The 25,808-nt window shown below is 57.8% G+C and carries 25 protein-coding genes, 1 tRNA gene and 1 other annotated feature; of the genes, 18 read left to right on the top strand and 8 right to left on the bottom strand.

The window, feature by feature from the left end; genetic code table 11:
• Window positions 1-1,407, bottom strand: coding sequence for a hypothetical protein (locus ACLB1Z_RS08725; RefSeq protein ID WP_409562950.1), 1,407 nt, complete (start codon window positions 1,405-1,407; stop codon window positions 1-3).
• A 322-nt stretch (window positions 1,408-1,729) separates the two neighbouring features.
• Between ACLB1Z_RS08725 and ACLB1Z_RS08720 the strand changes: the two genes are divergently transcribed.
• The 7 genes from ACLB1Z_RS08720 to ACLB1Z_RS08690 are packed head-to-tail and all read left to right on the top strand — an operon-like array spanning window position 1,730 to window position 5,638.
• Window positions 1,730-2,320 (top strand): hypothetical protein, encoded by a 591-nt coding sequence (locus ACLB1Z_RS08720; protein WP_409562949.1) that lies wholly within the window; start codon window positions 1,730-1,732, stop codon window positions 2,318-2,320.
• Window positions 2,321-2,336: 16 nt separating this feature from the next.
• Window positions 2,337-2,621 carry a hypothetical protein gene (locus tag ACLB1Z_RS08715; RefSeq protein ID WP_013947140.1) on the top strand — a complete coding sequence of 95 codons (285 nt, stop codon included), beginning with the start codon at window positions 2,337-2,339 and terminating at the stop codon, window positions 2,619-2,621.
• 25 nt (window positions 2,622-2,646) lie between these two features.
• Window positions 2,647-3,033, top strand: a complete 387-nt coding sequence (locus ACLB1Z_RS08710) for a hypothetical protein (protein WP_409562948.1) — start codon at window positions 2,647-2,649, stop codon at window positions 3,031-3,033.
• Window positions 3,034-3,041: 8 nt separating this feature from the next.
• Complete coding sequence (locus ACLB1Z_RS08705) at window positions 3,042-3,227, top strand: hypothetical protein (RefSeq protein ID WP_409562947.1); 186 nt, start codon at window positions 3,042-3,044, stop codon at window positions 3,225-3,227.
• Window positions 3,224-4,609 carry an APC family permease gene (locus tag ACLB1Z_RS08700; RefSeq protein ID WP_409562946.1) on the top strand — a complete coding sequence of 462 codons (1,386 nt, stop codon included), beginning with the start codon at window positions 3,224-3,226 and terminating at the stop codon, window positions 4,607-4,609. The genes ACLB1Z_RS08705 and ACLB1Z_RS08700 overlap by 4 nt, the downstream gene beginning before the upstream one ends.
• Window positions 4,610-4,667: 58 nt before the next feature.
• Complete coding sequence (locus tag ACLB1Z_RS08695) at window positions 4,668-5,342, top strand: hypothetical protein (protein WP_409562945.1); 675 nt, start codon at window positions 4,668-4,670, stop codon at window positions 5,340-5,342.
• The gene (locus tag ACLB1Z_RS08690; protein WP_409562944.1) at window positions 5,339-5,638 is read left to right on the top strand and encodes a hypothetical protein; all 300 of its coding nucleotides are present in this window, start codon (window positions 5,339-5,341) and stop codon (window positions 5,636-5,638) included. Before ACLB1Z_RS08695 ends, ACLB1Z_RS08690 begins: the two co-directional genes overlap by 4 nt.
• Before the next feature lie 124 nt (window positions 5,639-5,762).
• Here ACLB1Z_RS08690 and ACLB1Z_RS08685 read toward each other — a convergent pair whose 3' ends face one another.
• Window positions 5,763-7,388 carry a pyrroloquinoline quinone-dependent dehydrogenase gene (locus tag ACLB1Z_RS08685; protein ID WP_409562943.1) on the bottom strand — a complete coding sequence of 542 codons (1,626 nt, stop codon included), beginning with the start codon at window positions 7,386-7,388 and terminating at the stop codon, window positions 5,763-5,765.
• A 377-nt stretch (window positions 7,389-7,765) separates the two neighbouring features.
• On the opposite strand from ACLB1Z_RS08685, the gene ACLB1Z_RS08680 reads away from it, so the two are divergent.
• From ACLB1Z_RS08680 to ACLB1Z_RS08660, 5 genes are all read left to right on the top strand, one after another.
• Window positions 7,766-8,143, top strand: coding sequence for a winged helix-turn-helix transcriptional regulator (locus ACLB1Z_RS08680; RefSeq protein WP_409562942.1), 378 nt, complete (start codon window positions 7,766-7,768; stop codon window positions 8,141-8,143).
• A 264-nt stretch (window positions 8,144-8,407) separates the two neighbouring features.
• Complete coding sequence (locus ACLB1Z_RS08675; RefSeq protein WP_409562941.1) at window positions 8,408-9,613, top strand: succinylglutamate desuccinylase/aspartoacylase family protein; 1,206 nt, start codon at window positions 8,408-8,410, stop codon at window positions 9,611-9,613.
• Between the two features lie 664 nt (window positions 9,614-10,277).
• Window positions 10,278-10,673, top strand: a complete 396-nt coding sequence (locus ACLB1Z_RS08670) for an FYDLN acid domain-containing protein (protein ID WP_409563245.1) — start codon at window positions 10,278-10,280, stop codon at window positions 10,671-10,673.
• Between the two features lie 24 nt (window positions 10,674-10,697).
• Window positions 10,698-10,973 (top strand): hypothetical protein, encoded by a 276-nt coding sequence (locus ACLB1Z_RS08665; protein WP_409562940.1) that lies wholly within the window; start codon window positions 10,698-10,700, stop codon window positions 10,971-10,973.
• A gap of 657 nt (window positions 10,974-11,630) precedes the next feature.
• Window positions 11,631-11,852, top strand: a complete 222-nt coding sequence (locus ACLB1Z_RS08660) for a hypothetical protein (protein ID WP_409562939.1) — start codon at window positions 11,631-11,633, stop codon at window positions 11,850-11,852.
• Between the two features lie 333 nt (window positions 11,853-12,185).
• On the opposite strand, the gene ACLB1Z_RS08655 is transcribed toward ACLB1Z_RS08660, so the two are convergent.
• Window positions 12,186-12,395, bottom strand: coding sequence for a cold-shock protein (locus ACLB1Z_RS08655; RefSeq protein WP_013947124.1), 210 nt, complete (start codon window positions 12,393-12,395; stop codon window positions 12,186-12,188).
• Between the two features lie 331 nt (window positions 12,396-12,726).
• On the opposite strand from ACLB1Z_RS08655, the gene ACLB1Z_RS08650 reads away from it, so the two are divergent.
• The 6 genes from ACLB1Z_RS08650 (at window position 12,727) to ACLB1Z_RS08625 (ending at window position 20,830) form a co-directional block, all read left to right on the top strand.
• Complete coding sequence (locus tag ACLB1Z_RS08650) at window positions 12,727-12,975, top strand: hypothetical protein (RefSeq protein ID WP_409562938.1); 249 nt, start codon at window positions 12,727-12,729, stop codon at window positions 12,973-12,975.
• Window positions 12,976-13,217: 242 nt separating this feature from the next.
• Window positions 13,218-13,436: a hypothetical protein gene (locus ACLB1Z_RS08645; RefSeq protein WP_409562937.1), complete on the top strand. Its 219-nt coding sequence runs from the start codon at window positions 13,218-13,220 to the stop codon at window positions 13,434-13,436.
• Between the two features lie 480 nt (window positions 13,437-13,916).
• Window positions 13,917-14,312, top strand: a complete 396-nt coding sequence (locus tag ACLB1Z_RS08640; RefSeq protein ID WP_409562936.1) for a FixH family protein — start codon at window positions 13,917-13,919, stop codon at window positions 14,310-14,312.
• On the top strand, window positions 14,309-15,763 hold the full coding sequence (locus tag ACLB1Z_RS08635) for an efflux RND transporter periplasmic adaptor subunit (RefSeq protein ID WP_409562935.1): 1,455 nt from the start codon (window positions 14,309-14,311) through the stop codon (window positions 15,761-15,763). The genes ACLB1Z_RS08640 and ACLB1Z_RS08635 overlap by 4 nt, the downstream gene beginning before the upstream one ends.
• The gene (locus tag ACLB1Z_RS08630) at window positions 15,760-18,933 is read left to right on the top strand and encodes an efflux RND transporter permease subunit (protein ID WP_409562934.1); all 3,174 of its coding nucleotides are present in this window, start codon (window positions 15,760-15,762) and stop codon (window positions 18,931-18,933) included. The genes ACLB1Z_RS08635 and ACLB1Z_RS08630 overlap by 4 nt, the downstream gene beginning before the upstream one ends.
• A 328-nt stretch (window positions 18,934-19,261) precedes the next feature.
• Window positions 19,262-19,313 (top strand) — a sequence feature (sul1 is cis-regulatory element that is thought to sense ions involved in sulfur or methionine metabolism; They are found in Alphaproteobacteria).
• A gap of 32 nt (window positions 19,314-19,345) precedes the next feature.
• Window positions 19,346-20,830, top strand: coding sequence for a SulP family inorganic anion transporter (locus ACLB1Z_RS08625; RefSeq protein WP_409562933.1), 1,485 nt, complete (start codon window positions 19,346-19,348; stop codon window positions 20,828-20,830).
• A gap of 267 nt (window positions 20,831-21,097) precedes the next feature.
• On the opposite strand, the gene ACLB1Z_RS08620 is transcribed toward ACLB1Z_RS08625, so the two are convergent.
• The 5 genes from ACLB1Z_RS08620 to mreC form a co-directional block, all read right to left on the bottom strand.
• Window positions 21,098-21,173, bottom strand: a tRNA-Lys gene (locus ACLB1Z_RS08620).
• 195 nt (window positions 21,174-21,368) lie between these two features.
• Window positions 21,369-22,502: a rod shape-determining protein RodA gene (gene rodA / locus ACLB1Z_RS08615; RefSeq protein WP_409562932.1), complete on the bottom strand. Its 1,134-nt coding sequence runs from the start codon at window positions 22,500-22,502 to the stop codon at window positions 21,369-21,371.
• Window positions 22,502-24,367 (bottom strand): penicillin-binding protein 2, encoded by a 1,866-nt coding sequence (gene mrdA, locus ACLB1Z_RS08610; protein WP_409562931.1) that lies wholly within the window; start codon window positions 24,365-24,367, stop codon window positions 22,502-22,504. The genes rodA and mrdA overlap by 1 nt, the downstream gene beginning before the upstream one ends.
• A complete protein-coding gene (gene mreD, locus ACLB1Z_RS08605) occupies window positions 24,367-24,879 on the bottom strand; it encodes a rod shape-determining protein MreD (protein WP_409562930.1) in 513 nt (170 codons plus the stop codon). Before mreD ends, mrdA begins: the two co-directional genes overlap by 1 nt.
• Entirely contained in the window at window positions 24,876-25,802 is a 927-nt protein-coding gene (mreC, locus tag ACLB1Z_RS08600) for a rod shape-determining protein MreC (RefSeq protein ID WP_409562929.1), read from the bottom strand. The genes mreD and mreC overlap by 4 nt, the downstream gene beginning before the upstream one ends.
• Window positions 25,803-25,808 lie beyond the last annotated feature (6 nt).

The following is a 25,808-nucleotide window of genomic DNA, read 5'->3' as shown; positions in this document are numbered from 1 at the left end:
TTACTGGAAGGGATAGTAGCGGAACGATCCGAGCACGATCATGTCATCGGTCGTCGGCGCGCCGCCATCTGTGCTATCGAAAGCTTCACGCTTGATGTACTCGGCCTGCGCACCAACAGCCGCACGCCCGAACGAGCCCTTATAGATATCCTGCCAGACGCCGCCCGTGACTTCCCAGAGGCGTTTCGTTTGCGCTTGGCACGTTCCCCCTTCGATATCGCAACCTGAGTTGTTGACCGTATCGAGACCATAGCCGACGTTGCCATCGACCTTCTTGAAGTTCTGCTCGAGGCCGCCATAGGCATACATGGTGTCACCCTTGAACGGATGCGCAACCAGACCCGTCAGCAATTGCACCGCAGGAATTGCGACGAAGTCTCCATCGCTATTGAAGGTGACGTCCGGCTGCTGTCCCGAACCGTAGCGCCCGATGCCGTTTCCGGCCATGAAGCTCGCCTGCAGTTCCAGCGCCTTCGGAATGATGGGCAGCGATGCTGAAGCGCCGCCACCGCCAGCAAGGATCGTGTTGTTGCTATGGTTCACGCGATCAGTAAAACCACGCACAATACCCTTGATTTCGTAGTGGCCCCAGCCGGGATCAAACGCCAACTTACCGACAACGTCAGGCATGACGTCGTTGCTGTAGTTCGCCGTGCTGTTGAGCAGCGATCCGCCCGGATGGTTTGCATCGACGCCCGATGGAGGGGAACCGGCGATTTGCGTCGACGGGCTTTCGATAGAAACGCCGGCCGCAAGCCACGGAGCAAGATCCTTCACCACGCGGAACTGCGGATTTCGTGTCCAATTGAACCCGACGACGTACTGCGCATCGATCGTCAGCGGGATGTCTTCGTTGCGCGCTTGAATTCCCTTCGTATTCGTCGTCAGCAGGCTCCACGTCTGACCAGCGAGAACGTGCCAGCCCGTCAGGTCGTTGTCGTAGGCACCGTAGAAATGGCGAATGCGGGGCGTATAGCTGTTGCTCTCGTTGGAGTTTGACGTCGTCCCGGCGGCCAGGAAGTCCGACTCCACATACATCGACAGATGCGTGTACTGATCGAGATCACCTGTGGCTAACGCAGACACCCGGCTTTGGCGGGCGCTGAAGCGTGTTTCATGCTCGTGCGCCAACGGACTATTACCGAATGGAATTCCGCCGAACGAGCTACCGACGTCTGCCGTTTCGTTGCGAGAGCGCCAGAACGTTGCGAATTCGCTGAAGCCCCCGAACTTCAGTTTGATCGCACCAAGACGAATGGTGCCGTTCGGCATGACCGTCACGACCTGCTCGTCATCGGGAACGTTCGGAATTGAAAGATCCGCGGCGAAGGCACCAGTCGATGCACAAACCGCAGTACCAAACATAGTGCAAAGAGCCAATTGCGCTCTGCCGATGCGGTAGCTCATAAGTTGAATTCTCCCCTGAAGAAACCCCCTCACCGCGCTCAGCAGCGCGGCCCCGGTTGTCGAAGCGAGCAAGACAGCAGTGTGCTGACGTGCATCCTTGTTCGATTGCCCGGTACGAGCAGGTCATCAGTGGGCGTTAACAGGCGTGTAACGATAAGACCCCGGTTGGACACCTCCGTAGAAACACTGAGGACGCCAGCGCTCGTTCAACGGCGCTTATCGACTCTTCGGAAAATCCATTGTGGATCGGCACGCCGCGCGCTCTCCGCCTCATGCTGCGATACGCGTGAGGCACTCAGCACCTGATGCATAGAAGGCAACGATGCATGAAGATAACAATGGACGGATGCTTCCCGCGGCCGGTGCCTTGGGCCCAGCGCACCTAATGCCCGAACAAAGAATTTGTTGCAGGCTTGGAAATGAGCCGCACGAAAACTTGACGCTCTTTATTCATCAGGTCGGCGTCTGTCCCAACGCCAACAGAAAAGGCTATCCCGTCGGACTGATCGCACGAGCGATCATCATCTCATTTTCCTTGCCGACGGACTCCTATCAAGCGGCCGACGAAGAGGCCGCAAGGCCTAAGTCGTTGCCGTCCTGCACTTGCGAAATTCGCATACCGTTGACTTCGCAGATGCAACAAACCCTCGCTGACGCCCGCTCAATAAAACATCTTGCTCAAATACCGAGCACGTCATTGCAGCGCACGCGACGTAACATTTTGATTTTGGCTAAAGTTGCTTGGTGCTCTGCGGCACGAATATGCGCATCGCAGCATCGAATATTTGTTTCTTATCACGAAAAAATATTGACGAAACGCTGCCCCCCTGCGCCACTTATGTCGCAGGGAGCAACGCTCAAATCGCAACGTCTGGGAGAGCGCGCCAAGCCTTGCACCCGAGCAGCACTCTGAGGCGAAGGGAGAAAAAATGCAAAAAACGAATTCAGACCCTCGTATTACCGGGAAATTCTCCGGCGATCGCATGTGGTCTCTGTCCGCGATTATCGTGCTCTGGCTTCTCTACGCATTCGTCTTTTACGAGATCAAAGACTACGCGGGCTCATCGGAAGTGGTCGGCGCGCTCCTTGTCGCGGGGGCGTTGGTCATCCTTTTCAATACCGCGGCCATCCTCGCGATGCTCTTCCACCTGAGCGAAGAGCGCGACGAGATCTACGGTCTCGACCTGCACTACCTCGACCTCAAGAAAAAATAACAAATTCGAATTGATAGGTGGAAACGTGGCCAACTCACACTACGAGCCTCCGAAGCAATCTGCGTTCGGCCAGCTCGTCGACAGTCTGTTTCTTCTCGTGCTCGTTCTCGCGGCATTGTTCGCGCCGCTCTATCTGAAACTTGCCGGCGGCGGAAAGATTGATCTCCCCGTTGCCGACAAATCGACATGGGCCGGACTCGGCCAGAATGCCGTGCAGCAGGCTCAATGGGAAAAGTTGGGCTTCACGCCTGACACAGCGGCCTCGCTCATCACATCGCGCTTCGACTACAGCTTCAACACCGCCGAGCTTGCCATCACCGCCGTCGTAATCATCGGATATTTCGTCCTGCTCTTCATTTTCTCACGGACCGAATACCGCGACGTCATCGAAGAACGCTTCGGCAAAAAGTGAGGCACCTCATGAATAGTTTCGTACTTTTGGAATACGCGGCCTGGGCTCTGTCTGCGATCCTCGGGCTATGGATGCTCTTCGACATGATCCGCACCGACAGGTCCTACGACGAAGAGCTTCTGACCTCATCCAGAGAAGGTGAAATCGACGACACGCTTGTCATTGATCCGCCGCACCAAGGGGGCCATCGATGACACAGTCTACTGCGGTTCACGGCGAGAAAATCTCTCTGCTGCGTGTGCTCGGCCCAGGCCATGTCTGGGCACTTGGCGTCGGCATCGTGTTGGTCGGCGAATACATGGGTTGGAACTTCGCCGTCGGCAAGGGCGGCATGATCGCGGCGCTTATCGCATGCTGGGTTGCCGGCTTGCTTTACACCTGCGTCGCGATGATCGATTCCGAAGTGACATCGACTGTCGCGGCAGCCGGCGGCCAGTACGCCCAGGCAAAACATATCGTTGGACCGCTTATGGCGTTCAACGTCGGCCTTTATCTGGTGTTTGCCTACACGATGCTCGAAGCGGCGAACGCTATTACCCTCGGGTATCTCGTGCAGACCGTCGGGACGATGGCCGGCTTTACCGACGTGCACGATAAACCCTTCATCGTGCTGACGATCATGTTCCTCGCATGGCTCAACTATCGCGGCGTTTACGCGACGCTGACCGTGAACTTGGTGCTGACCGCCGTGGCCTTCATCGCGATCCTGATCTTGTTTACAGCGGTGAAGCCTTGGACAAACGACCTGCTGCATCATCAGGACCTGTTGAACGGTTTGCCTTACGGCTGGCTTGGCGTCATCGCATCGCTGCACTTTGGTTTGTGGTATTACCTCGGCATCGAAGGAACCTGTCAGGCCGCAGAGGAGGTTCGCTCACCGGCGCGCTCATTGCCTCTCGGCACCATGACCGGAATCATCACGCTCCTGATCGCGGCAACGATGACGTGGTACATCTGCTCCGGCTTGATGCCGTGGGAATATCTCGGCCAAGCCGTCACGCCGTTGTTCGATGCTGCACGGCTTACAAGCTCGATGCCGCTGATGGTGCTGCTGTTCGTCGGAACCGTATTTTCGACGCTCGCTTCGGCGAACGGCTGCATCAACGACGCATCCCGCGCGTGGTTCTCGATGGGGCGCGATCGCTATCTTCCGACCTGGTTTGGTGCCGTACATCCGAAGAACCGGACACCCTATCGATCGATCGTGTTCCTCGTTCCGGTAGCATTGGTGTTTGCCTACTTCGCACCGCTCGACCAAGTCATCACGTTCTCGATCCTGTCGGGCCTACTTGGTTACACGTACATGTCGCTCAACGTGATCCTGTTCCGCAGGAAATGGCCGCTCGGAACGATCAAGCGGGGCTACATCCATCCATTCCACCCATTGCCCGCATTGGTGTTGCTGATCCTATGCTCGGCAACATATTTCGCGGTGTTCCTCGGATATGGAACCCAGCTCGTCGCGATGCTCGTCTTCTTCATGGTCGCGTCGCTCTGGTTCCACTTCCACCGCTATCAATATGTGCGGCGTGGAGATCAGTTCACGATGCAATGGCCCCGACCACAGGGCTATTGAAGGTGAAAAAGGGAATGGCGGTCGGCGCCGCCATTCTCTTTCAGGCTGGAGACATTCCTTGACCTTATCTCTGACATTCGCCCTCATCGGCCTCGTGGTCATCGTCAACGTCGCGATGCGGGAGCACCGAAGGATTATCGCGGCCCGACGTCCGCTGCTGGACGGTTGTGCTTCGGCGCTATCCGATCCGAAGATCACACACGGCGGCGACGGCTTCCCGACGCTTGAAGGACTTCACCGCGGACACTATCTCCGCGCCGAGTTGGTCCCCGATACGATGACCATTCGTCGATTGCCTCAGTTGTGGCTGAAATTGACGCGGATCGAACCCCGCCCGCATTTTCCGGAATTTTCATTGCTCATTCGACCTTGCGGCACCGAATTCTATTCGCTGACGGCTGCGCATGCCGTCGTCCTCGATCCGCCGACCGGCATCGCCGCTGAAATTCTCGCAAAGGGCAGCGCTCACGCGTCGCAAAATTCGCTCGACGGTTCGGCGCCTGCGCTTCGGCGCATTTTCGCCGATCCTCGGATGAAAGAAGCAGCTGTGACAGCCCGGGGACTTCGCCTCATCTGGCAGGCCGCCGAAGGCGCGCGCGGCGAACATCTGCTCTTTCGCCAATGCCGCTTTGAGAGCTCCGGCGTCGATCCCATGATCTTCGAGAGCCTCCTCTCAGCTCTGGGCGATCTCAGTTCTTCGTTAGACACACCAGATGAGGCGCAGGCCGCATGATTGCTGCGATCGAGCGTCGACCGCTTAACCCCTATCTTGTGTTGGCTCTTGCGATCCTAGCACCGGGCGCTGGTCACGTTGCAATCGGCGAACCGCAACGAGGATTGCGCTTTGCCTTCTTCACACTGCTGCTCGCGGCTCTGACGTGGCATTTCTCGACGCCAACTCAATCATTCGTTGGTCGCGCGGCGGCAGGGCTTTTCGTCTGGGCTTTGTCGATCCCCGACGCCTACAAGCTTGCACGAATAAAAAGTGAAATCTGGAAGACGAAGACGGCGAGCAAGCTAGAGCTTTAATCAAAGGCAACGAGGCAAGTTTCCTCCGCCCCAGTCACCGCCACCTAAAAACAGCGCGGCCGGAAAGTCTCCGGCCGCGCTCCAAGTACGCTTGGCATCCGAGGGAAGCGCCGAGCGATTTTCGTTATGGTTTCAGCGTAAAAACCGTAATCGTCGGGTTTCCGCCCTCGATGGCGGGCGCCAACTGATGATAATAGCCGCCCACAAAACCTGAGACGACGCCGACGTATTGTTTGCCGCTAACCGCATAACTTACGACGCCGCCTGCAGCAGGGCCGCCGAGATCGTGCTTGAACAGGACTTTGCCGTCCCTGGCGTCGAAGGCCAGGAAATCACCTGTCAGCTCGCCAACAAAAACCAGATCGCCACCTGTCGCGGCAACGCTGGCAATCACCGGCTTCGCAGATTGATACTGCCAGAGCTTTTTGCCCGTCGCATCGTCAAAAGCACCGACCCAGCCTCGCGCTTTGTCCCATGGCTCAAACTCGAACTTTCCGCCGAAGAACTGACCTTGCTTGTTTTGGCCTTTGGGACTCGGCGCCTCCTTATCCGGAACGATGTGGTTGCACCAGTCGGTGGCCGGCATGAACAAGGCATGCAGACGTGGACTATAGGCGCCGCCATTCCATTCATGGCCACCAAGAAGGCCCGGACAAACGCGTCCAAGTTCGGGCTTCAAGTCACCCTCGGCATTCTCGCGCGTGGTGAACGGCACACTGTAGACAATCTTGCGCGTGTCGCGATCCAACCCGCGCAGCAGACCATCCTTGCCGTTGAGAGCCAGGAGCGTGTGCGCCTTGCCATCAATGTTCGTCGTGAAAACCGGCGACGCGTGACTTAGATCGTAGTCACGCACGTCATGCGGGACCGCCTGATAATACCAGGCAAGTTTCCCGGTGTGGACATCCAACGCAACGACCGAGCCGGTATAGAGATTGTCGCCCGGACGATGCCGATCGAAAAAATCCGGCGCCGGGTTGCCGACGGGGACATAAAGCCAGCCCTTCTCGACATCCAGCGACATCGGAGTCCAAAGATTGCCGCCGCCGTGCTTCAATATGCTTGGATCCGGTCCCCACGTTTCGGCACCGGGTTCGCCCGGATCCGGCACATTGTTGAATTTCCAAACTTGCTCGCCATCGCTCAGCTTGAACGCACCGACCCAGCCCTTGCTGGCAAATTCGGAACCTGCGGGACCGATGAGTACGAGGTCGTCATAAATCAGCGGCGGCATGCTGAAGAAATAGCCGTCGGTCGGTTTGACGACCTGCCGGACCCAGACTTCCTTGCCGGTTCCTGCGTCTAACGCGATGAGATAGCCATCCGCCGTGCCGCGCACGATCTTGCCGTCTTTGATCGCAGCACCACGCTGCGTGACGAATGTCTCGTGATCGCGCGGCTTCCACTGATACTGCCAGATCGACTTGCAAGTCGCGCCATCGAGCGCCACCGTGTAGTGTGCCGTCGTTGCGAAGATGACGCCGTTATACACGATGGGCGCAGTCTGCGCGGGCATCTTCTCAGGTAAGCTGTAGCTGCAGACCTGAGCCAAGTCCGGGGCATTTTTCGTATTGATCTGACCGAGCGGCGAATACCGATGGCCGCGATAGTCATGGTCAGCATAGAGCCAATTGGCTCCGTCATTCTCCGCGTTGTTCAGCTGTTCTTGCGTTGGACCCGCAGCGTAGGCGGAACCGACCATCAGATAGAGACCGCAAACGCTACTTAAGAAAACTGCTTTGGCGCTCATTAAACCTCCATGAGGGTTGCCAATCGCCCGCGATCGCGCGCCGCGACGGCGAACGTTATTTGAATGTTGGTACTGCTGACTTGATCTGGCCGGTGATTCCCGTTTCCACGCCACGGCTCATTATTCGATAGCCGCGTGTCTCATCGCGTCTTCAGGTCCATCTGCGTCTTGTTCGGCAGATACTGCCCGCGATGTGCAGCCGATCGCCCTCATCTTGGAATGAGTGATTGACGTCACATTGTTGGTTCGTCGATTTTTGGGATATTGTCTCCAATCTAAAGCTTCCTCCAATTGCGCGCATTGATTAAGCCGGATTTCGACCCTATCGACAGCACACAACGCTCAACGATGGACCTCTTAGCGATGATCGTTTCTCCATGACAAGTACGCACAAAAAAGTAAGGTCCCTTGCGCGCCGCAATACGGTTGCCCCAACGGATAATGCTTCGCGCACTGCCGAAGATGCGCTGAGGGCGATTGATGGCCGCTGGAAGCTACGCATCCTTTTCAACCTCAACGCCACTCCTGTGATGCGCTTCTCGGAACTCGAACGCGCAATTCCCGAGGTCACCCAGAAGATGCTCGCTCAACAGTTGCGGGAACTCGAGCGCGACGGTCTGGTCGCGCGAACGATTCACCAGGAAGTCCCACCTAAAGTCGAATACGCGCTGACGCAGTGGGGGCAAGATCTTTGCCCGGCGCTAGACGCCTTGAGAGCATGGGCTTCACTCGGAAGTCGGCCCGCAACAAAGTGAAACGGACGATCGCCTCGGCGAGACCTGTTGCAACGGATCTCTTTAGGTTGCCTCCGGCATGTCCAACCTGCGGAGGTCTAAACTCTGGGCCGAGAGCCATTGTCTCAATGATCTCATGAAGGGTCCGAGCTTCACAGCCGGTTAATCTTTGCAACGGTCGCGTCGCGAATTCGTTTGACGCCCGCCGTTCCCAGCGCTCTCCTGCCGCTACACGAAAATGGTCTGCCATTAGCTATCGGATCCATCTGACGAAAGGCCTCTGTCATGTCGCCTAACAAGATTGATCGTCGCGATTTCATGACCCATTCGATTGCCCTCGCCGGCACCTCTGCAATCGTCGCCAGCGACGCTGTCGCGGCCGCTTCTGAAGAAACTGCGAAGACTGTTGGCTCAAACTCGGAAACCGTTTTCACGGGCGAGTCCATCCAAGGCAAGAAAGTTGTCAGTCGGCTGAACGTCGACGACCTCGAACCGGGCCAAAAGCATTTTCTCTATTTCCAAGGCGTTGAGACGCCTGGCGGCCAGCACTGGTACGTCTCCGTCGTCATTGCCAAGGGCGTTCGGCCAGGCAAGCGCTTCACCCTGACCAGTGGCGTGCATGGCGACGAGATGAGTTCGATCCAGACGGTCCAGACGGTGATCGACCGGCTCGATCCGACGCAGATGTCTGGCACGGTCATGGCCGTCTTAGACATTGCGCGCCCGGCCGTCGAAAGCATGCAGCGCCGGTGGCCAAATTCGGGGCGCGGGACCGATCTCATCGACATGAACCGGGAATGGCCGGGAGACGAGAACGGCGCAAGCGCCACAAGCCGTCACGCCGGCCTTTTGTTCAATCGCCTCCTGAAACCAAACTCCGACTTGGCGATTGACTTCCACACCGGCACGACCGGCCTGGAAGTCGCTGCTTTCCTCATCGGGGATCGCCACCTCCCCGACGTGAAGACCATGGCCGACCTCTATCCCGTCGGCTTGATGTGGGATGACGCGGCTTATCCGGGCGTCTTGCACAACGCGTTCGTCGATGTCGGCATCCCGTGCTTCACGCCCGAAGTCGGAGCGGCGCGCGTGCTCGATCGGGATATGATCGCCCTGTTCGTCGAAGGGACATTGAACGTCCTCAAACATTATGGCGTCGTTAGCGGGCCTATCGGCCGAACTGCGGCAGACGCAAAAATGCTCATTGGCAACGCCGCGTTTCCAATCATTGCCACGCATGGGGGCTTAGTCGAATTTCACGCAAAGCTCGACGAGGACGTCAAAGCTGGTCAGACCATCGCCGTGCAGCGGAATATGTTTGGCGAAGTAGTCGCCGAATATACCACCGCGGTGAATGGCAAATTGGCCGCCTGTCGCACCGACGCCTCGTCAGATCCCGGCAACGTGCTGGCGTTCATCCTTTTTAGTCAGCCGGGCGCACCACAGCACGAAGGCGTTCATGCCGACACTGAAAAATCCTATCCCGAGTAACGGTGCCACCAGCCAGCAGACGACTTGTACTCAAGATTTTTGTAGTCGCGCGCCAACGCAAAACCGACGCTTCAAGATTGAGATTTGGAGCCTGACTACTGACGACGCATCGAAGGGCTAGAAGTAGTCTCATTCGGCGAATGGGATTAAAGGTTGGACATCCCGATGCCAAAGGTCTACTGTGACTTTGATATATGGCGCACGAGCTTCAACAGCGCCTTAAGCATTGGCATTATTCTGCTCCGTCCCGAATTCGGGCCTCTGCCAATGCCGCCTCTCTCAGGCTGACAACTATTGGCTTGAATCGCTTTGATCATTAGCCCGTTCCGGATTGTTTGTTCCGGAGCGCGTAAGGAGCCCTGCTATGAAAAATGATTTTATTCGCGTCACGCGACGCAGTGACGGCGCTTGGGCAGTGTTTCGCGGCTCTCAGGGTCTCGCGTTCTTGCATTCAGAGTGAAAGCCCACGCGGTAGCTTACGCACGTGCGATTTCGTTTTCGCGCAAGCTGACGCTTTTTGTCGACGATAAATTTGGAATTGGAGTTCGGCAGTCGTATCCAAGTCTCACGTACCCGAGAATTCTCAACTAGCAGATTGAATTCAGACACCGTGCATTTCGCCGTCATATGCACGTCATTCCAACGCCGGCGAGAGGTAACGAATATGCTCCCAAGTCACGTCGTCACAAGATCCGCCCTGCAGACTAAGCGCGGGACAAAGCAGACTTGCGGAAACGAAACCTGTGGCAGCCGATACTATGATCTGATGAGCCTGCAGCCCGCTTGTCCGCACTGCGGCACGATTTCCAACACCTCGTCGATCGTTCGGGTCGACTTCGAGACGCTCGGGAAACAGCGGCCAGTTAGGTTCAAACGTCCACCAGAGCCAACAAAACCTCAGGCCAAAATCCCAATAAACGACGTCGATGAGACCGGGATGGCCGATGAGAGCGCCGAGAAGGAATCGGAAATTCCGTCGCCTTCTGAAGATCTTTTAATTGAGATCGAAGATGACGATGAGGTGGAAGCACCAAAAGCCTCCACCGACGATATGGCTTAGCTCAAGAAATTTTGGAGCGCTAAAATGCCGGATATCAGCAGTTGTTTAGCATCCTTCGCACGGCTTTCCAGCGAAGAGCGGGAGCGCAGCGTTCGCCTCATCAGAGCATACAATGATGCAGTTGTAGAAACCCGATCGACAAATGTCACGGCATCGAAACCCTCTCAGCTCTTCAGTTGGGAGGAAGTCGAGGATCTGGTCAAAGACTATCGTGCTGATCGCCTGTCCGACATCAGACCTGCGATGGAGCACTACCTGTCGCTTTTGGACCGTGGCTATCGGTGGCCCCTCCTCGGTTAAGTTAACCCATATGATTTTTTCTCAAAACCGGTGTGGAACGAAATGCCCAAAGGTCAGCGAAGAAGCAATCGCGAAATCAGGAAACCGAAGGCGGACAAACCGAAGTCAGGTCCGGGCGTACCGCAGTTCCAGAGCGCCACACTGGGCTCGACAATGAGCGCCAGCGGCGGAAAGAGAAAAACCTGATTTCTCTTGCGACCGCAATTGTGTTCGCAAGGGCCGCCAGTCGACCACGCCGCCTGTGTGCAACCACCAAATCTGTCAACTAGAACGTCGTTGCTCTTCTAAGGATTGTCGAAATATGGAGCTGGCACCGATGGTCTACGTATTCACGAGCGGGAATTCCGGCGTGCTTGGCTTTTCGCTCCAAAAGTGTGGATCAGATCTGCCGCCAGCCGCATCGTATCAAGAGAACTGGAGCCGCGCCTATGAAGTTCGAATGTCGGATGTCGCGCTAGATGTTTTCCGCATCGATTCAATGACAGCACTCTCGGACTTGAGGTCCTGCGGCTATCACGTTGCTCGCCCGGTCGAAGATACTCGAACTTTGCCGAAGCATCACCGAGGATCCAGCTAACCACAACCAGTTGGGGCCAATCCTACGTCGCCATCACGTTTTGATTGGGTCACGAAGCACATCGAAAGGCAGATTGCTAAATGGCGCTTCCTTCCTACACGCTTACAATAGACGGTCGCGAAGTGTCGTTTGATATCGAGGCCGAGGCGTTCGCGATGGCGGCAAGCGAATTTGATGTACGCGGCGAGAAGCTGGAAATTAGCATAGCGATGGGCGACTGTGTCTACATAGGCCCACTTCAGATGCGGCATTGGTGGAAAATGAAACGGGAGGGGGTGTATTACCGCGATATTCCTTATTGATGGCGCGGTTATCTTATTGACTTCTTCTTATTGGTCGGGGCGGTGGCCTCTCGCGCCAATCGCTCTGCACGGAGACGTTCCGTTTTCGCCCGTACAGCGAGCCGCTCCGCTTCATGGTCCTTCATCGCCTTCGACGCTTCTTGAGCCCGGCGCAACTTTGTAGCGGCAGTATTAATCGGAAATCTCGGCGTCGTTGCCATTCAGCTGGGCTCCTGCGCGCTCGGCAAAAACAAAAAACCCGCAACTGACGGCTAAGCCAGGCGCGGGTCCATTCGATCGAGCTTATCGCCAGTACATCCGTGGTCGAGCCCGATCTATTTCTTCGGCATGCCGTTACACGGCGCGAAGGTTATCTGCGGAAGACTTGCCGCTACGGCGATCGGCAACAACGTCAAAAGAGACTTTTTGCCCTTCGCTTAGGTTTCCCAGACCTGCACGCTCTACCGCGCTGATATGGACGAATACGTCGTTGCCGCCGTCTTCAGGTTGGATGAAGCCAAAGCCCTTTTGGCTATTGAACCACTTCACGGTTCCAGTTTGCATAGATAGGATTTCTCATTAGATGAATGCGTTTGCTCCCCGACGAAGTCAGGCAGAGTTGGTCGAACTCTTTTGGAAGGTCGTCGGTCAAGCACGCTCCGCGGGCGAGGCCAAGTCGGTTTCAGCGAAGCTCGGTCAATACAATGTAAGCAGTAATCATCGCATAACAAGATCGAAAAATAATACGTTGCCCAAGTCGGCTGAGACTTGCAAGTTGCAGCTGATATTCCATCTGCACTCTGATAAACGAAACCATCGGCAGTTACATCAAGGCTCTGCTGACTGAGAGTGATTATCGATACGCTCCCCCTTTCAACTGCACGGGAGTGTTGTCGTGAAGCTCGCTTGCTCCCGACTGATAAGCGGCGATCTCGAGACGATCGAACTCAAGGCCGCAATACGGCTCGCGTGTTCCGAACTTATCGAAATACACCGTGTCGAAGATGAAGAGCTTGCGTCACTTTTCGAAGTTATCGCTCAAGCAATTATCGATGACTACAATGCGGGCCATCGCGATACGTCGGTGTTGGGGCAACACGCCGCCATGAAAGCACTCATGTTCCTTGGCCGCCGTCTGCACTAATGCAAAAATGTAATCGAGATGCGCTCCCAAGGATATTTCCAGCGGTCGGTTCATTGCGGCAACAGGCTTTAAAAGTGCCGGATGCCGGAGGCGCCAAGGCCCGAGGGTAAATGGCGGCTTTATGATGAGCGTGGCGTAACTCGGCATGGCTTCATCCGCCATGCGCGCGAATTGGGGTTCGAAGTCGATGTGATCGCGAACTGCTGAATCTTTCTGGGCGGCCGCAGAAATCGTGCGCCAAGGTGGATGCGCTGGCAAGCGAGCACCTGAAAGCCGTGGCAAACCGCGTTGCGCGGCTGCAGGCCTTGAAGAAAGAGCGGGTGACGATGATGCGTAGCTGCGCGAAGCGTCGTATAATCGAGTGCTATCGCAACATAAGCATTGCGTCAGCAAAAGCCACCGAACGGCCTCACTCCCCTTATTGCGGCGCACGACGAGGTATGGCACTCTGCACCCCATGAGGATGCGTCTGTTTCAGCGCTGGTTTGGGATTCTCGGTATGCTTGCCATACTGAGCGCTCTCATTGCCATGCCGCTTACGGCGACCTATGCCTTCGCCATCTCAAGCGGTGCGACAGCCTCTGCCGACACGACGATGTCCGGTCAATCTGACGCGATGCCTTGCCACAAAACCGGCAAGTCCTGCCCTCATTGCCCGCAGAAGTTCTGCCCCGAGATGGCGAACTGCCTCGTTAAATGTTTTCAGCCGTTGTCGGCACCGATTTCTGATGCCCATTTTCATCGTGATGTTGTCAGCCGCGGAGTGGCGCCTGCGCCTACGCCGGTCACCGCTGGTTCTCAAATCCCGCCCTTACTTCGACCTCCGAGCGTCTGAGCCCACGCAGTCAGCGTGATTGTGCGGTCGCGGCTCGTCGCCGTGCCCCTCATACGCATGGCCATGACGGCCTGTGCGGGCTCAATGACAATCGGAGACAACCAATATGCAACGTCATTCATTGCGTGCGGCTGCCCTCGGCGTCGCGCTTCTCATGGGCATGGCCGCTTCGGCCCTTGCCGACACTAAGGACTACGAATTCCAGCTCCTGGACAAGGAAGTGAAGCAGGGCGCTGCCGTCATTTCGGTGAAGCTCGTGCACAAGCCGTCTGGCCGCGCAGTCGCTGACGCTGTGATCTTTGCCAAGCGTATCGATATGGGTCCTGACGGTATGGAAGCGATGACCGCGCCAATCGAGGCGGTTTCGTCGACGGAACCCGGTGTCTACAAGTTCAAGACCGATCTCGGCATGGCCGGCCAATGGGCGCTCTCACTTGGCGCGAAGGTGCAAGGCGAGACTGGCACGGTCGAAAACAAGCTCATCGTCAAGGCCGTCCAATGAACGTCTTGATAAGGGGAACGGCGACCGTCGCAGCGCTAGCGGCTGCGACGGGAGCTGGTATTTGGGCGGGTCAAACAGACCTGCTCAAACTTCCGCTGACTCCCGCAGCGGTCATTACCGAAGCGCGCGCCGAGGAATCGCGGCCTGTCATTTATTACCGCGATCCCGACGGCAAGCCGCTCTATTCGCCGACACCCAAAACGACCGATGACGGCAGGCCTTACATTGCTGTTCATGTCGGTGAAGACGGGACATCGTCTTCACCGACAGCAAAGCTGGAAACGAAACCTGTCGTTGACAGCAGCGGCACCAGGAAAATCAAATTCTACCGCAACCCCATGGGCCTGCCGGACACATCGCCCGTGCCGAAAAAGGATTCGATGGGGATGGACTACATTCCCGTCTACGAAGGCGAGGATAGCGACGACGACTCTATCAAGGTTTCACCCGCCAAAATTCAACGTACCGGCGTTGAAACCGTCGCGGTAACGAGGCGACCGCTGGTCAGGACCATCCAGGCACCTGGCGTGGTGCAGCTTGATGAGCAACGCATTGCCGTGTTGGCGCCGCGGTTCGACGGGTACGTCGTGTCGGTTGGACCGGTAACGACAGGCACACATGTCATGAAAGGTGATGTGTTGGCTAAGGTGTTCGGCCAAGAAGTCTTGAACCAAGCCGCGCGCCTGTTGATCGAGCAGACTTGGACGAAAATTGACGAAGCATCCGAGCTCCCAGGACTCAAAGGACCTGCCGGCGTCGTCGGAGCCACACGTCGACTGCAGAATCTCGGCGTGCCGGAAGAGTTCATGGACGAGGTGAAGCGTGAGCGGAGCGTACCAGACACATTCACGTATCGCTCCCCCATTGACGGATATGTCCTCGAACGGAACTGGAGCGATGGACAAGGCTTCAAAGCCGGCGATGTTGGCTTCCGGATCGCCGATGTTTCGGTCGTGTGGATGATGGCTGATGTTGCCGAAGGCGACATAAACGGCGTGAAGCCAGGAGAACCCGTGACGGTCACGACGCGCGCGCGTCCAGGCCGCACATTCAAAGGCAAAGTCACAGTCATCTATCCGCAATTGAACAAGGAGACGCGTACAATTCCGGTGCGGATCGAACTGCCAAACTCGGACCTGGCACTGCTTCCGGATATGTACGGAGATGTCGATATCTCCACCGGTAATGCTACCATGCTAACCGTGCCGTCGAGTGCCGTGATCGACAGCGGAAATCGACAGGTCGTCCTCGTTGATCTCGGCAACGGTCGCTATGAGCCCCGAGAAGTGAAGCTCGGCCGGCGAGGCGACGGCTACATCGAGATCATGAGCGGCGTTGCAGAAGGTGATCGTGTCGTCTCCAACGGCAATTTCCTCATCGATGCCGAAAGTAATCTGCAATCGGCATTGAAGGGCTTCGAGACGCGCCAAACGACGGAGGCTAGCCAATGATCGCGCGCCTCATCGCCTGGTCGGCGAAGAACCTTATGTTGGTGTTCATCGCAGCCACATTTGCCGTGGTGGCAGGGATCTGGGCGGTAAAGACACTTCCGCTTGACGCCATCCCCGACCTCTCGGATGCGCAGGTCATCGTCTATACCGAGTTCCCGGGCCAAGCGCCGCAAGTGGTCGAGGATCAGGTCACCTACCCTCTGACAACTGCAATGCTGACTGTTCCGCGTTCCAAAGTGGTGCGAGGTTTTTCCTTCTTCGGCGTCTCGTTCGTCTACGTCATTTTCGAAGACGGTACCGACATCTATTGGGCACGTTCGCGTGTCCTTGAATACCTGAATACCGCCGCAAAGAGTCTGCCGAGCGGCGTCACTCCGACGCTCGGGCCGGATGCAACCGGGGTTGGCTGGGTCTATCAGTATGCCTTGCAATCCAAGAACAAGTCGCTCGCAGATTTGCGCTCGATGCAGGATTGGGAAGTTCGCTACGGATTGTCGAAGGCTGAAGGAGTCGCCGAGGTCGCAAGTGTCGGTGGCTTCGTCAAGCAATATAGCGTTGTCGTCGATCCAAACCGGCTCAGAAGCTTCAACATCCCTTTGGACAAGGTTCGCGATGCCATTCGAGACAACAACATGGATGTCGGCGGACGCACGTTGGAGTTGGCCGAGCACGAGTTCATGGTGCGCGGGCGCGGCTATCTTAAAGGCGTCAAAGACCTTCAGAACATCGTCGTCAAATCCGACGGCGGAACGCCTGTTCTCTTGAAGGAAGTCGCGCACATTGAAACCACCGGCGACGAACGCCGCGGCATTGCCGAACTTAACGGCAACGGCGAGGTGGCAAGCGGAATCGCCTTGCAACGCTATGGTGCCAATGCGCTCACCGTTATCGACAATATCAAAGAGCGACTGAAGGAGATCGCGCCTTCTCTACCGGCAGGAACGAAAGTTGTGCCGGTCTACGACCGTTCCGAGCTTATCCACCGGGCCATCGAAACGCTCAAACATACGCTTTTCGAAGAAAGTCTCGTCGTCGCGGCCGTATGCATCGTGTTCCTGCTTCATTTTCGAAGTGCACTAGTCGCCATTCTGATGTTGCCGGTCGGCATCCTCATGGCGTTTGTCGCGATGCGCGTGCTCGGCATCGGCTCCAACATCATGAGTCTTGGCGGTATCGCCATTGCCATCGGGGCGATGATCGATGCAGCGATCGTCATGATCGAGAATGCCCACAAGCATTTGGAACGAGCGCCAAAGGACAAGCCGCGAATTCAGATCCTTACCGAGGCAGCTGCCGAGGTGGGACCGGCCTTGTTTTTCTCGCTGCTGATCATCACAGTCTCATTCCTTCCGATCTTCACGCTTGAAGCACAGGAAGGGCGGATGTTCGGGCCGCTAGCCTTCACCAAAACTTTTGCGATGGCATCTGCTGCGCTGCTGTCGGTGACGTTGGTGCCGGCGTTGATGGTCATCTTCGTACGCGGCCGGATCATTCCCGAAGAAAAGAACCCCATCAACCGCGCACTGATCGCAGTCTATCGTCCCGTCATCAAGGGTGTGCTGAAGGCGAAGACGCTGACCATTGCGCTGGCGGCAATCCTTCTCGCGGTCTCGATATGGCCGCTGACCAGGCTCGGCACCGAATTCATGCCGAATCTCAATGAAGGAACGCTGCTCTACATGCCGACGACATTACCGGGTCTCTCGATCACGAAGTCGGCTGATTTGTTGCAGACGCAGGATCGTATCATCAAGTCCTTTCCAGAAGTGGCGTCTGTTTATGGCAAGGCGGGTCGCGCGCAAACGGCCACCGATCCCGCACCGACGGAGATGTTCGAGACCATCATCAACCTCAAGCCAAAGGAAGAATGGCGACCGGGTGTCACGACGGACAGCCTCGTATCTGAAATGGACAAAGCACTGCAGTTTCCCGGCGTCTCCAATGCCTGGACGATGCCGATCAAGGCGCGGATCGATATGCTCTCGACCGGCATTCGCACGCCGGTCGGGATTAAGGTGATCGGCAATAATCTCGACGAAATCGACAACGTTGCAAGACAGGTCGAAGCGGCCGTCAAGTCGGTGCCAGGCACTTCAAGTGCCTATGCCGAGCGCACGTTGGGCGGCTATTACCTGGAGATCATTCCGAACCGAGAGCGGCTCGCCCGTTATGGTTTGATGGTCGCCGATGTGCAGAATGTCGTAGCGATGGCGCTTGGCGCCGAGCCAATAACGACAACGGTCGAGGGCCGCGAGCGCTATACGGTTGCGATACGCTACCCGCGCGATCTGCGCTCCGATCCGCAGGCGATCGCGAAGGATGTCGTGGTCTCGTTGCCTGGCGGCAATGGTACGGTTCCGTTAGGGGAAGTCGCCGATATTAAACTTACCCGCGGCCCCACCACGATCCGCACCGAGAACGCCAAGCTCGCAACCTACGTTTACGTCGACATCCGCGACCGAGACCTCGGCGGCTACATCGCCGATGCTAAGAAGGCGGTGGACGCACAGGTGAAGATGCCGCCCGGCACCTATCTCGTGTGGTCGGGACAGTTTGAATACCTGGAGCGCGCCGAAGCACGCTTGCAGATGGTCGTGCCGGTAACACTGATGATCATCTTCTTACTTCTTTATCTGAACTTTCAGCGACTGACCGAAACGCTCATCGTCATGCTGTCTCTGCCGTTCGCACTCGCCGGCGGCTTCTGGCTGATATGGTGGCTGGGCTTCAATCTTTCGGTAGCAGTGGCCGTTGGCTTCATCGCGCTTGCCGGCGTCGCGGCCGAGACCGGCGTCGTGATGCTGATTTATCTCGATAACGCCAAGCGCGAGATCCAGGCGGAATGTCTGCTTCAGGGACAGCAATTCACGCGTGAAGATCTCTACCATGCCATCATGGTCGGCGCAGTTGAACGCGTCCGACCGAAGATGATGACGGTTGTTGCTATCATGGCTGGATTGCTGCCCATCATGTGGAGCACCGGTACAGGTTCTGAGGTCATGCAGCGTATCGCCGTGCCAATGATCGGCGGCATGGTCTCGTCCACGCTGCTGACGCTGATTGTTATCCCGGCAATCTATGGATTGGCGAAAGGTTGGCGACTGCCCACAAAAGCGCAGAACCATGCGCAGATTGGAGTTGGAGTTACAGACACTGCATATCTCAGGTGAGCGATAGGCGACGTCCGCTTAGGGTCAAAATCGTCGCCCGGTAACCGCGCCAAGGAGGAATTGGGCCCCCGCCACTCGTGATTTAAAAGCAGGGTGCCCAATTCATATGGTGGGTGATGAAGGACTCGAACCTTCGACCCGCTGATTAAAAGACAACCCAATTTCCAATGAAATCGATAGTGTTTTACACTTCATTGTCGTCAATGGTCTTCATCTAAGGTCGGCACTAAGCACGTCGATTGAGCTTCACCCCGCCAATGGCCGCGACATTCAATCCTAGGGCGGACCTATTGCGTCACATAGCAGCGGTTGCGAAATAGATGTCTTCGATGGACCCGACCTCCGGGTGGCTTGGCCCGGCGCCTATCCCCGGGATAACGCGCCTTTCTGCGCTACACCAAATTAGGTTCTAATGTCATCTTTAAACGCGTTGGCCAGAGAGTGGCTGGCGCAGCCCCGTGCCGACATTCTGGCAGGCATCGTAGTCGCGCTCGCGCTTATTCCCGAAGCCATAGGTTTTTCTATCATAGCCGGCGTTGATCCAAAGATTGGACTATACGCGTCCGTCTCAATTGCCATCGTCGTCGCTTTTACCGGCGGTCGTCCTGCGATGATATCCGCTGCAACAGCGGCAGTTGCGGTCGTTGTGATTCCCCTCGTACGCGAACACGGCGTCGAATATCTGTTCGCGGCGACGGTCCTAATGGGATTGCTCCAGATCGCCGCAGGACTGCTTCGGCTTGATCTGTTGATGCAGTTTGTTTCGCGGTCTGTAATCACGGGCTTTGTGAATGCACTCGCTATCCTGATCTTTACGGCCCAACTGCCGCAGCTGACTCATGTCGGCTGGCAGACATATGCGATGGTGGCCGCTGGTCTTGCCATCATCTATGGCTTGCCGCGTTGGACGAAGACGGTACCGTCGCCGCTCGTTGCTATCATTGTGCTGACGGCGTTTAGCATCGCCACGGACGCACCTGTGAACACGGTAGGAGGCATGGGCAAGCTTCCAGAAGGCCTCCCTTCATTCGCATTCCCTCATGTGCCCCTCACGCTCGAGACACTTCGTATTATCTTGCCGTATTCGCTGACAATGGCGGCGGTGGGGCTCCTCGAATCCATGCTCACAGCTCAGATCGTTGACGACATGACCGGCACCGAGAGCGACAAGCGCCGCGAGTGCGCGGGGCAGGGAGGCGCGAACATCGTTGCGGCCTTATTTGGTGGCATGGCGGGTTGCGCGATGATCGGACAGTCGGTGATCAACGTAACGTCAGGTGGGCGTGGACGTCTGTCGACCTTTACGGCTGGCGCATTTCTTCTATTTCTGCTTGCAGTCCTCGGCCCCCTCGTCGGACGAATTCCGATGCCTGCTCTGGTCGCCGTTATGATCATGGTTTCAATCGGCACGTTCAGCTGGAATTCCCTTCCGAATTTGCGCCGCCATCCGCTGACATCGTCGATCGTCATGGTAAGCACGGTGGTTGTCGTCGTCGCGACGCATGATCTCGCGAAAGGTGTGGTCGTCGGCGTTCTGCTGTCCGGAATATTCTTCGCCGGAAAAGTGAGGCGCATGTTCCGGGTGGAACGCAGAGAAACGCCGGACGGGCGATCCGCCACCTACTACGTTACAGGACAGATCTTCTTCGCTTCGGTTGATCGCTTTGCACATGCGTTCCAAAGCGAGCGAGAAGCCACGAAGATAACGATAGACGTCTCGGCGGCTCATTTCTGGGACATCTCAGGGGTTGGTGCCCTGGACAAAATCGTCGCTCGCCTTCGTCGCGATGGCCGGGAAGTAGAGGTAATTGGAAATAATCAGGCCAGTGCCGACCTGTTGGACAAGTTCGCGCTGTTCGACAAGACTGGTGTCGAGATGGGGTTGACGCCACGCTGATTTGCGCGGTCTTTCCCATTTCGGTCCTGTCGTTCTCGAAATTCGTGGCCACGGCCTCGACACTTAAACTTTTTGACTTGGCATCCGAGTGGCGTTCCAAGTGATGCGCAAGCAAAGTGGCAAGCGCGACCACCGCCACCGCATTGCACATGACTGCGTTTGCAGTGGACTAGAAATCTGGAAATTGTGCGGGAAGCTTCGCTGGAATTTCACGGTCAGCTGGAAATGCAAACCGACCGCGAAAATCTCTTCGGGTTTTCTGAGATTTGGTGGGTGATGAAGGACTCGAACCTTCGACCCGCTGATTAAGAGTCAGCTGCTCTACCAACTGAGCTAATCACCCGTACCAACACCGCCTGCATATCGGAGGCGCGAGCCTCCAAGGACGGCGAAGGGGCCCGAACGGGCCCCGAGACCGGAGCGCATAGCATCGCTGGCGGGCTCTGTCCACCCCCCTCCCTCACATTCGCCACGCGATTGAGAAAATAGGGCTTTTTGACCGCCCGCCAGACGACCGGACGGGCAAGGTCTGCCGCTTTCAGCGCCGTCCGTCACGCCCGTGCACATAGGCCGACATGGCAATGCCGAGCCCGATCATCAGCGTCGTCATCGACGTGCCGCCGTAAGACACGAGCGGCAGTGGAATGCCGACGACCGGCACGAGCCCCGTCACCATCGCCAGATTGATAAAGACGTATATGAAGAACGTCATCGCCGAGCCTGCGATGGCCAAGCGCGCAAAACGGTTATCGCACCGGCGCGCCATCAGCATCATCATCAGAATGAGCGCCGCATAGATGGCGATGAGCAGCATCATGCCCGTGAAACCCCACTCCTCGCCGATGATACTGGCGATGAAATCCGTGTGCTTCTCCGGCACGAAATCGAGCTGACTCTGCGTCCCGTGCATGAAGCCCGAGCCTGCGATCCCGCCTGCGCCAAGTGCGATTTTCGACTGCATGATGTGATAGCCGGCGCCGAGTGGGTCCATGCCTGGATTGAGAAAGACCTCGATGCGACGCTTCTGATAGCCGTGCATGCCCGACCAGATCGCCGGCATCGCCGCAACGGCCAGGATCGCGCCCAGCGCGAAATAGCGCAGCGGCACACCTGCGAGAAACATCAGCGACAGCCCCAGCACCAGAAACAACGCTGCCGAGCCGAGATCCGGCTGCTGCAGCGTCAGCAGCACCGGAATGCCGATCATGGCCAGAGGAATGAGAATATAACGCACGCGGCGCACGTCTTCCTGCGGTAGCCACATGTAGTAGCGCGCCAGCGCCGCCACCAAAGCGAGCTTCATCAACTCGGAGGGTTGAAACGAGATCGCGCCCGCCCCGATCCAACGTTTCGCGCCGAGCGCCTCGACACCGACGAACGGCACGAGGGCCAGCGTCAGCAAGGCCACCGCATAAACCGGATAGGCGAGCTTCATCCAGACTTCGAGGCGCACAGTCGCCATGATGACGACGACGGCGAGCATGACGAGGAAACGCAGCGTGTGCCGCTCCGCCCACGGGACAAACGAGCCGCCCGACACCGAATAAAGCGTCGCCGTTCCGATTCCCGCGAGCAGACACACCGTGGCAATCACGGGCCAATGGATACGCAACAGCTTGGCGCCGATGCGCAGCGGCTGGCCGGTATTCCACGCGGTATAGATCGTCTCCATTACCCCGCCTCCTCCGCGCGCTTACTCAACGGCGGAACCTCGCTGCCATCGGCACCCGATTTGCTGCGATCGTGATCGTCACGGTCAATGACAAGCGCAAGGACATCGCGCGCTAGCACCGCGGCTACCGCGCCGTCACTGGCATGCTCGATGACGGCCGCAAGCGCATAACGCGGCGCATTCTCGGGCTCGTAGCCGACGAACAACGCATGATTTCGTCTCGACCGATCAGCGCTGTCCGTCCCACGCGCGCCGACCTCGGAAACCCCTGACTTACCCGCAACGGGCCCCTTACCCCCACCGAGACGCGCCGCCGTCGCCGAACCCTTCGCGTCGTTGACGGCGGCCGACATGCCGCGGCGCACCGCGTCAAAATCTGCGGATCGGAAAGGCAGGTCGGCAAACGCAACCGCTTGCGTCGTCGCCGGATTGTCAGGCCTGCGCAGAACCGGAACGACGGTGCGTCCGCTCGCCATCCGTGCCGCGACGACGGCAAGTTGCAGCGGCGTGACTTGCAGATAACCGCGACCGATGCCTGTCAGCAGCGTCTCACCGCCGAGCCAACCAGCATTGAGATTGCCGCGCTTCCAATCGCGATCCGGAACGATGCCGGGCTTTTCATCCGGCAGTCCGATGTTGTTCGTCGCGCCCAAACCCATCGCACGCGCTGCACGCGCGATGCGCTTGATGCCGAGCCGCGCCGACATCTCGCAAAAGAACACCTCGCACGACGCACTGATGGCCTCCTGCAAGGTGATCTTGCCGTGGCCGTTCGGATTGGAACAACGAAAGATTTGTCCGCCATATTCGTATCGACCGCTGCATGACACGTGCTCGTCGAGTGAAACGACGCCGGCTTCGAGCGCCGCCAAAGCCGTTACGATCAGGAACGTAGAACCCGGCGTATAAAGACCGGCGACCGCCCGGTTGAGCAGCGGCTTGTCGTCCGACGCTGAAAGCTTCGTCCAATCGGCTTCCGAGATGCCGCCTGCGATTTGCGCCGGATCAAAGCCCGGCACCGAGGCCATGATCGGGATCGCACCCGTTGCGATGTCGAGCACGACGACAGAAGCCAGTCCATCGCGCTGCATGCGATCGACGACGCGCCGCTGCAATTCGCTGTCGAGCGTAAGATGCAGATCGCTCCCGGCAACCGGATCGACAGTCTCGATATTCCGCACCACACGCCCGCGCGCATCGACTTCGGATTTCTGCGTACCTGCCGTGCCGCGAAGATCAGCGTCGAAACCAAGCTCTGCGCCGCTCTTGCCGATGCGAATATCCGGAATGCGGATCACGGCGTCATCATCGATGCCGAAGCGCTCGACGCTGCCGACGAAGCCGACGACATGGCTCAGTGCCGCACCGTCGCGATAGCGCCTGCGCCAGGCGAAATCGGTCTTGATGCCGGGAAGGCTCGGCGCATAAAGGTTGATCTTCGCCACCTGATCGAATGACAAATCCGACGCGACGGTTGTCGGCAGATTGCGGTTTTGCTTGCGCGCGCGGGCAATGATCCGCGCGATACGATCGTCCGTCAGCGGCACGATCTGTCCGACGCGCTGCAGGACGGCGCCGACGTCCTTCGCCAGCGCCGGCGTGATCGTCACGCGAAACAGTTCTTCGTTGTCGGCCAGCACGCGTCCGAATGCATCGAGAATACGACCGCGTTTCGGCGTCAGCACCTGCACGTTAAGGCGATTTTCTTCCGCCATCGGCGCGTAGCGGCGCGCATTCGCCACCTGCAAGTCATAGAGACGCCAGCCGATCAACCCAAATCCCGCCGCCTGCCCGCAGCCAAGCAGCACCGACCGCCGCGTGAACTGGTTCTTTCGCCTCAGATCGTCGTCAGGCTTGTCCGCCATCAGTCCCCCCGCGTCAGTCGAACGGGACGGGCGGGTGCTCCGGCGGATCGGGCAACGCGGCGCAACAGCGTGATAAGAGCGGCAGCAAGCACCGCGACACCGGCGCCGCGCACATAGGGTTCAGCATCGAGAAACGCCATGAAATACGCCGACGCGGCAAGCCACGCGAAGAGCGTTACGGTGATGATCGCGCCGGTGAAAAGAGCCAGCCTCTGCGCCGTGGTATCGACCTCGAAGCGCGAGCAGTAAACCGCAATGACATAAGCGACGAGATAGACAAGCGCCCAATAGCCGAGCGGCCCCTGCGTCAACACATCGAGCAGCAGACCTGCCAGGAAGATGCTCCATTCCGGCAGCCATGCGTCGCGATCGAGCGTCCAATAATAAATGGCGACGACGGGCAGCAGCGGCAGCACGAAGCGATCCACCGTCGGCATTCCCCAAGGCAGGATCGCAACGATCGTCAGCGCTGCGACGGAAGCGACCGGCATCAGGAACCGCAGCCACCTCATGGACCCGCTCTCTCGGAAGATTGAGGAGTTGTCCCCGCGGCGTCGCTCGCGCCCTTGCCGCCCATGAGATCGTCGGTCAGATGCGCGGACGGATCATCGTAGAAAAGCACGCTGACGTAATCGAGCCTGTCGAGATTGGCGCGCAGTGCGACTCGCGGCTTCGCACCCTCAGCAACGACGCCGAGACGCAGCCCAATTGGAAATAGCCCGCCCTGCCCCGACGTGGAAACATCATCGCCTGGCGAAATCTTCGCGCCGTCCGGAATGTAGATCAGCCGCGGCCGCGAGCTGTTGTCGCCCGCCATGATCGCGCGCACCGCCTTTGGCCCAACCACAACGGGAATACGGCTGTTGAGATCCGTCGCCAGCAGAACGCGCGCCGCATTGGGGCCGATATCGACGACGCGTCCGATCAGCCCGTCGGCATTGACGACCGGATAGCCGCATTTCACTTTGCGCACGCGCCCGGCGTCGATGGTGACGTTATGCACGAACGCGCCGCTCGAGTCGGCGATCACCCGGCTGGTGATGAAATCGAGCTTCTGCTCCGGGACAACTTTCGCAATGGCTTCGAGACCGGCAAGCTTCGCTTCAAGCTGGCGCGCCCGCCACTCCCAACTGCCGAGTTTCTGGTTGTCTTTCCGCAGCCGGTCGACTTCGTCTTGCAGCGACACTTGCGTCGAGATCGCGTGCCCCATCTCGCGGATCGGCTCGACCGGTATCATCGCGGTCTTGAACACGGGCGTCATCCACGACGCGATCTGCCAGCGCACATCGCCGAGCATGCTGTGATCGAGCCGGCTCAGCAGCATCAATGCCGTTGAAACGAAAACGAGCAAAAGCAGCAGCGGACGCAAACGCCGTCGCGACGCCGTGCCATCGCCGCGCCCGAAGTAAACATGACCTTCCTTGAGGCGCGTCATAAGGGT

It is taken from the genome of Hyphomicrobium sp. MC8b, from assembly GCF_905067615.1.
In the GTDB taxonomy this organism is placed as follows: Bacteria; Pseudomonadota; Alphaproteobacteria; order Rhizobiales; family Hyphomicrobiaceae; genus Hyphomicrobium_B.
Note: the sequence above shows the minus strand (reverse complement) of the source record. Positions and strands in the feature narration are given on the sequence as shown.

What these genes read in the sequence shown, in the direction of transcription:
- ACLB1Z_RS08635 (WP_409562935.1), top strand. Translation starts at nt 14,309, where the DNA reads ATGAACGTCTTGATAAGGGGAACGGCGACCGTCGCAGCGCTAGCGGCT.
- ACLB1Z_RS08630 (WP_409562934.1), top strand. Translation starts at nt 15,760, where the DNA reads ATGATCGCGCGCCTCATCGCCTGGTCGGCGAAGAACCTTATGTTGGTG.
- ACLB1Z_RS08660 (WP_409562939.1), top strand. Translation starts at nt 11,631, where the DNA reads ATGGCGCTTCCTTCCTACACGCTTACAATAGACGGTCGCGAAGTGTCG.
- ACLB1Z_RS08680 (WP_409562942.1), top strand. Translation starts at nt 7,766, where the DNA reads ATGACAAGTACGCACAAAAAAGTAAGGTCCCTTGCGCGCCGCAATACG.
- ACLB1Z_RS08655 (WP_013947124.1), bottom strand. Translation starts at nt 12,395, where the DNA reads ATGCAAACTGGAACCGTGAAGTGGTTCAATAGCCAAAAGGGCTTTGGC.
- ACLB1Z_RS08720 (WP_409562949.1), top strand. Translation starts at nt 1,730, where the DNA reads ATGCATGAAGATAACAATGGACGGATGCTTCCCGCGGCCGGTGCCTTG.
- ACLB1Z_RS08640 (WP_409562936.1), top strand. Translation starts at nt 13,917, where the DNA reads ATGCAACGTCATTCATTGCGTGCGGCTGCCCTCGGCGTCGCGCTTCTC.
- mreC (WP_409562929.1), bottom strand. Translation starts at nt 25,802, where the DNA reads ATGACGCGCCTCAAGGAAGGTCATGTTTACTTCGGGCGCGGCGATGGC.
- ACLB1Z_RS08625 (WP_409562933.1), top strand. Translation starts at nt 19,346, where the DNA reads ATGTCATCTTTAAACGCGTTGGCCAGAGAGTGGCTGGCGCAGCCCCGT.
- ACLB1Z_RS08675 (WP_409562941.1), top strand. Translation starts at nt 8,408, where the DNA reads ATGTCGCCTAACAAGATTGATCGTCGCGATTTCATGACCCATTCGATT.
- ACLB1Z_RS08715 (WP_013947140.1), top strand. Translation starts at nt 2,337, where the DNA reads ATGCAAAAAACGAATTCAGACCCTCGTATTACCGGGAAATTCTCCGGC.
- ACLB1Z_RS08700 (WP_409562946.1), top strand. Translation starts at nt 3,224, where the DNA reads ATGACACAGTCTACTGCGGTTCACGGCGAGAAAATCTCTCTGCTGCGT.
- ACLB1Z_RS08685 (WP_409562943.1), bottom strand. Translation starts at nt 7,388, where the DNA reads ATGAGCGCCAAAGCAGTTTTCTTAAGTAGCGTTTGCGGTCTCTATCTG.
- ACLB1Z_RS08665 (WP_409562940.1), top strand. Translation starts at nt 10,698, where the DNA reads ATGCCGGATATCAGCAGTTGTTTAGCATCCTTCGCACGGCTTTCCAGC.
- mrdA (WP_409562931.1), bottom strand. Translation starts at nt 24,367, where the DNA reads ATGGCGGACAAGCCTGACGACGATCTGAGGCGAAAGAACCAGTTCACG.
- mreD (WP_409562930.1), bottom strand. Translation starts at nt 24,879, where the DNA reads ATGAGGTGGCTGCGGTTCCTGATGCCGGTCGCTTCCGTCGCAGCGCTG.
- ACLB1Z_RS08725 (WP_409562950.1), bottom strand. Translation starts at nt 1,407, where the DNA reads ATGAGCTACCGCATCGGCAGAGCGCAATTGGCTCTTTGCACTATGTTT.
- ACLB1Z_RS08690 (WP_409562944.1), top strand. Translation starts at nt 5,339, where the DNA reads ATGATTGCTGCGATCGAGCGTCGACCGCTTAACCCCTATCTTGTGTTG.
- ACLB1Z_RS08705 (WP_409562947.1), top strand. Translation starts at nt 3,042, where the DNA reads ATGAATAGTTTCGTACTTTTGGAATACGCGGCCTGGGCTCTGTCTGCG.
- rodA (WP_409562932.1), bottom strand. Translation starts at nt 22,502, where the DNA reads ATGGAGACGATCTATACCGCGTGGAATACCGGCCAGCCGCTGCGCATC.
- ACLB1Z_RS08670 (WP_409563245.1), top strand. Translation starts at nt 10,278, where the DNA reads ATGCTCCCAAGTCACGTCGTCACAAGATCCGCCCTGCAGACTAAGCGC.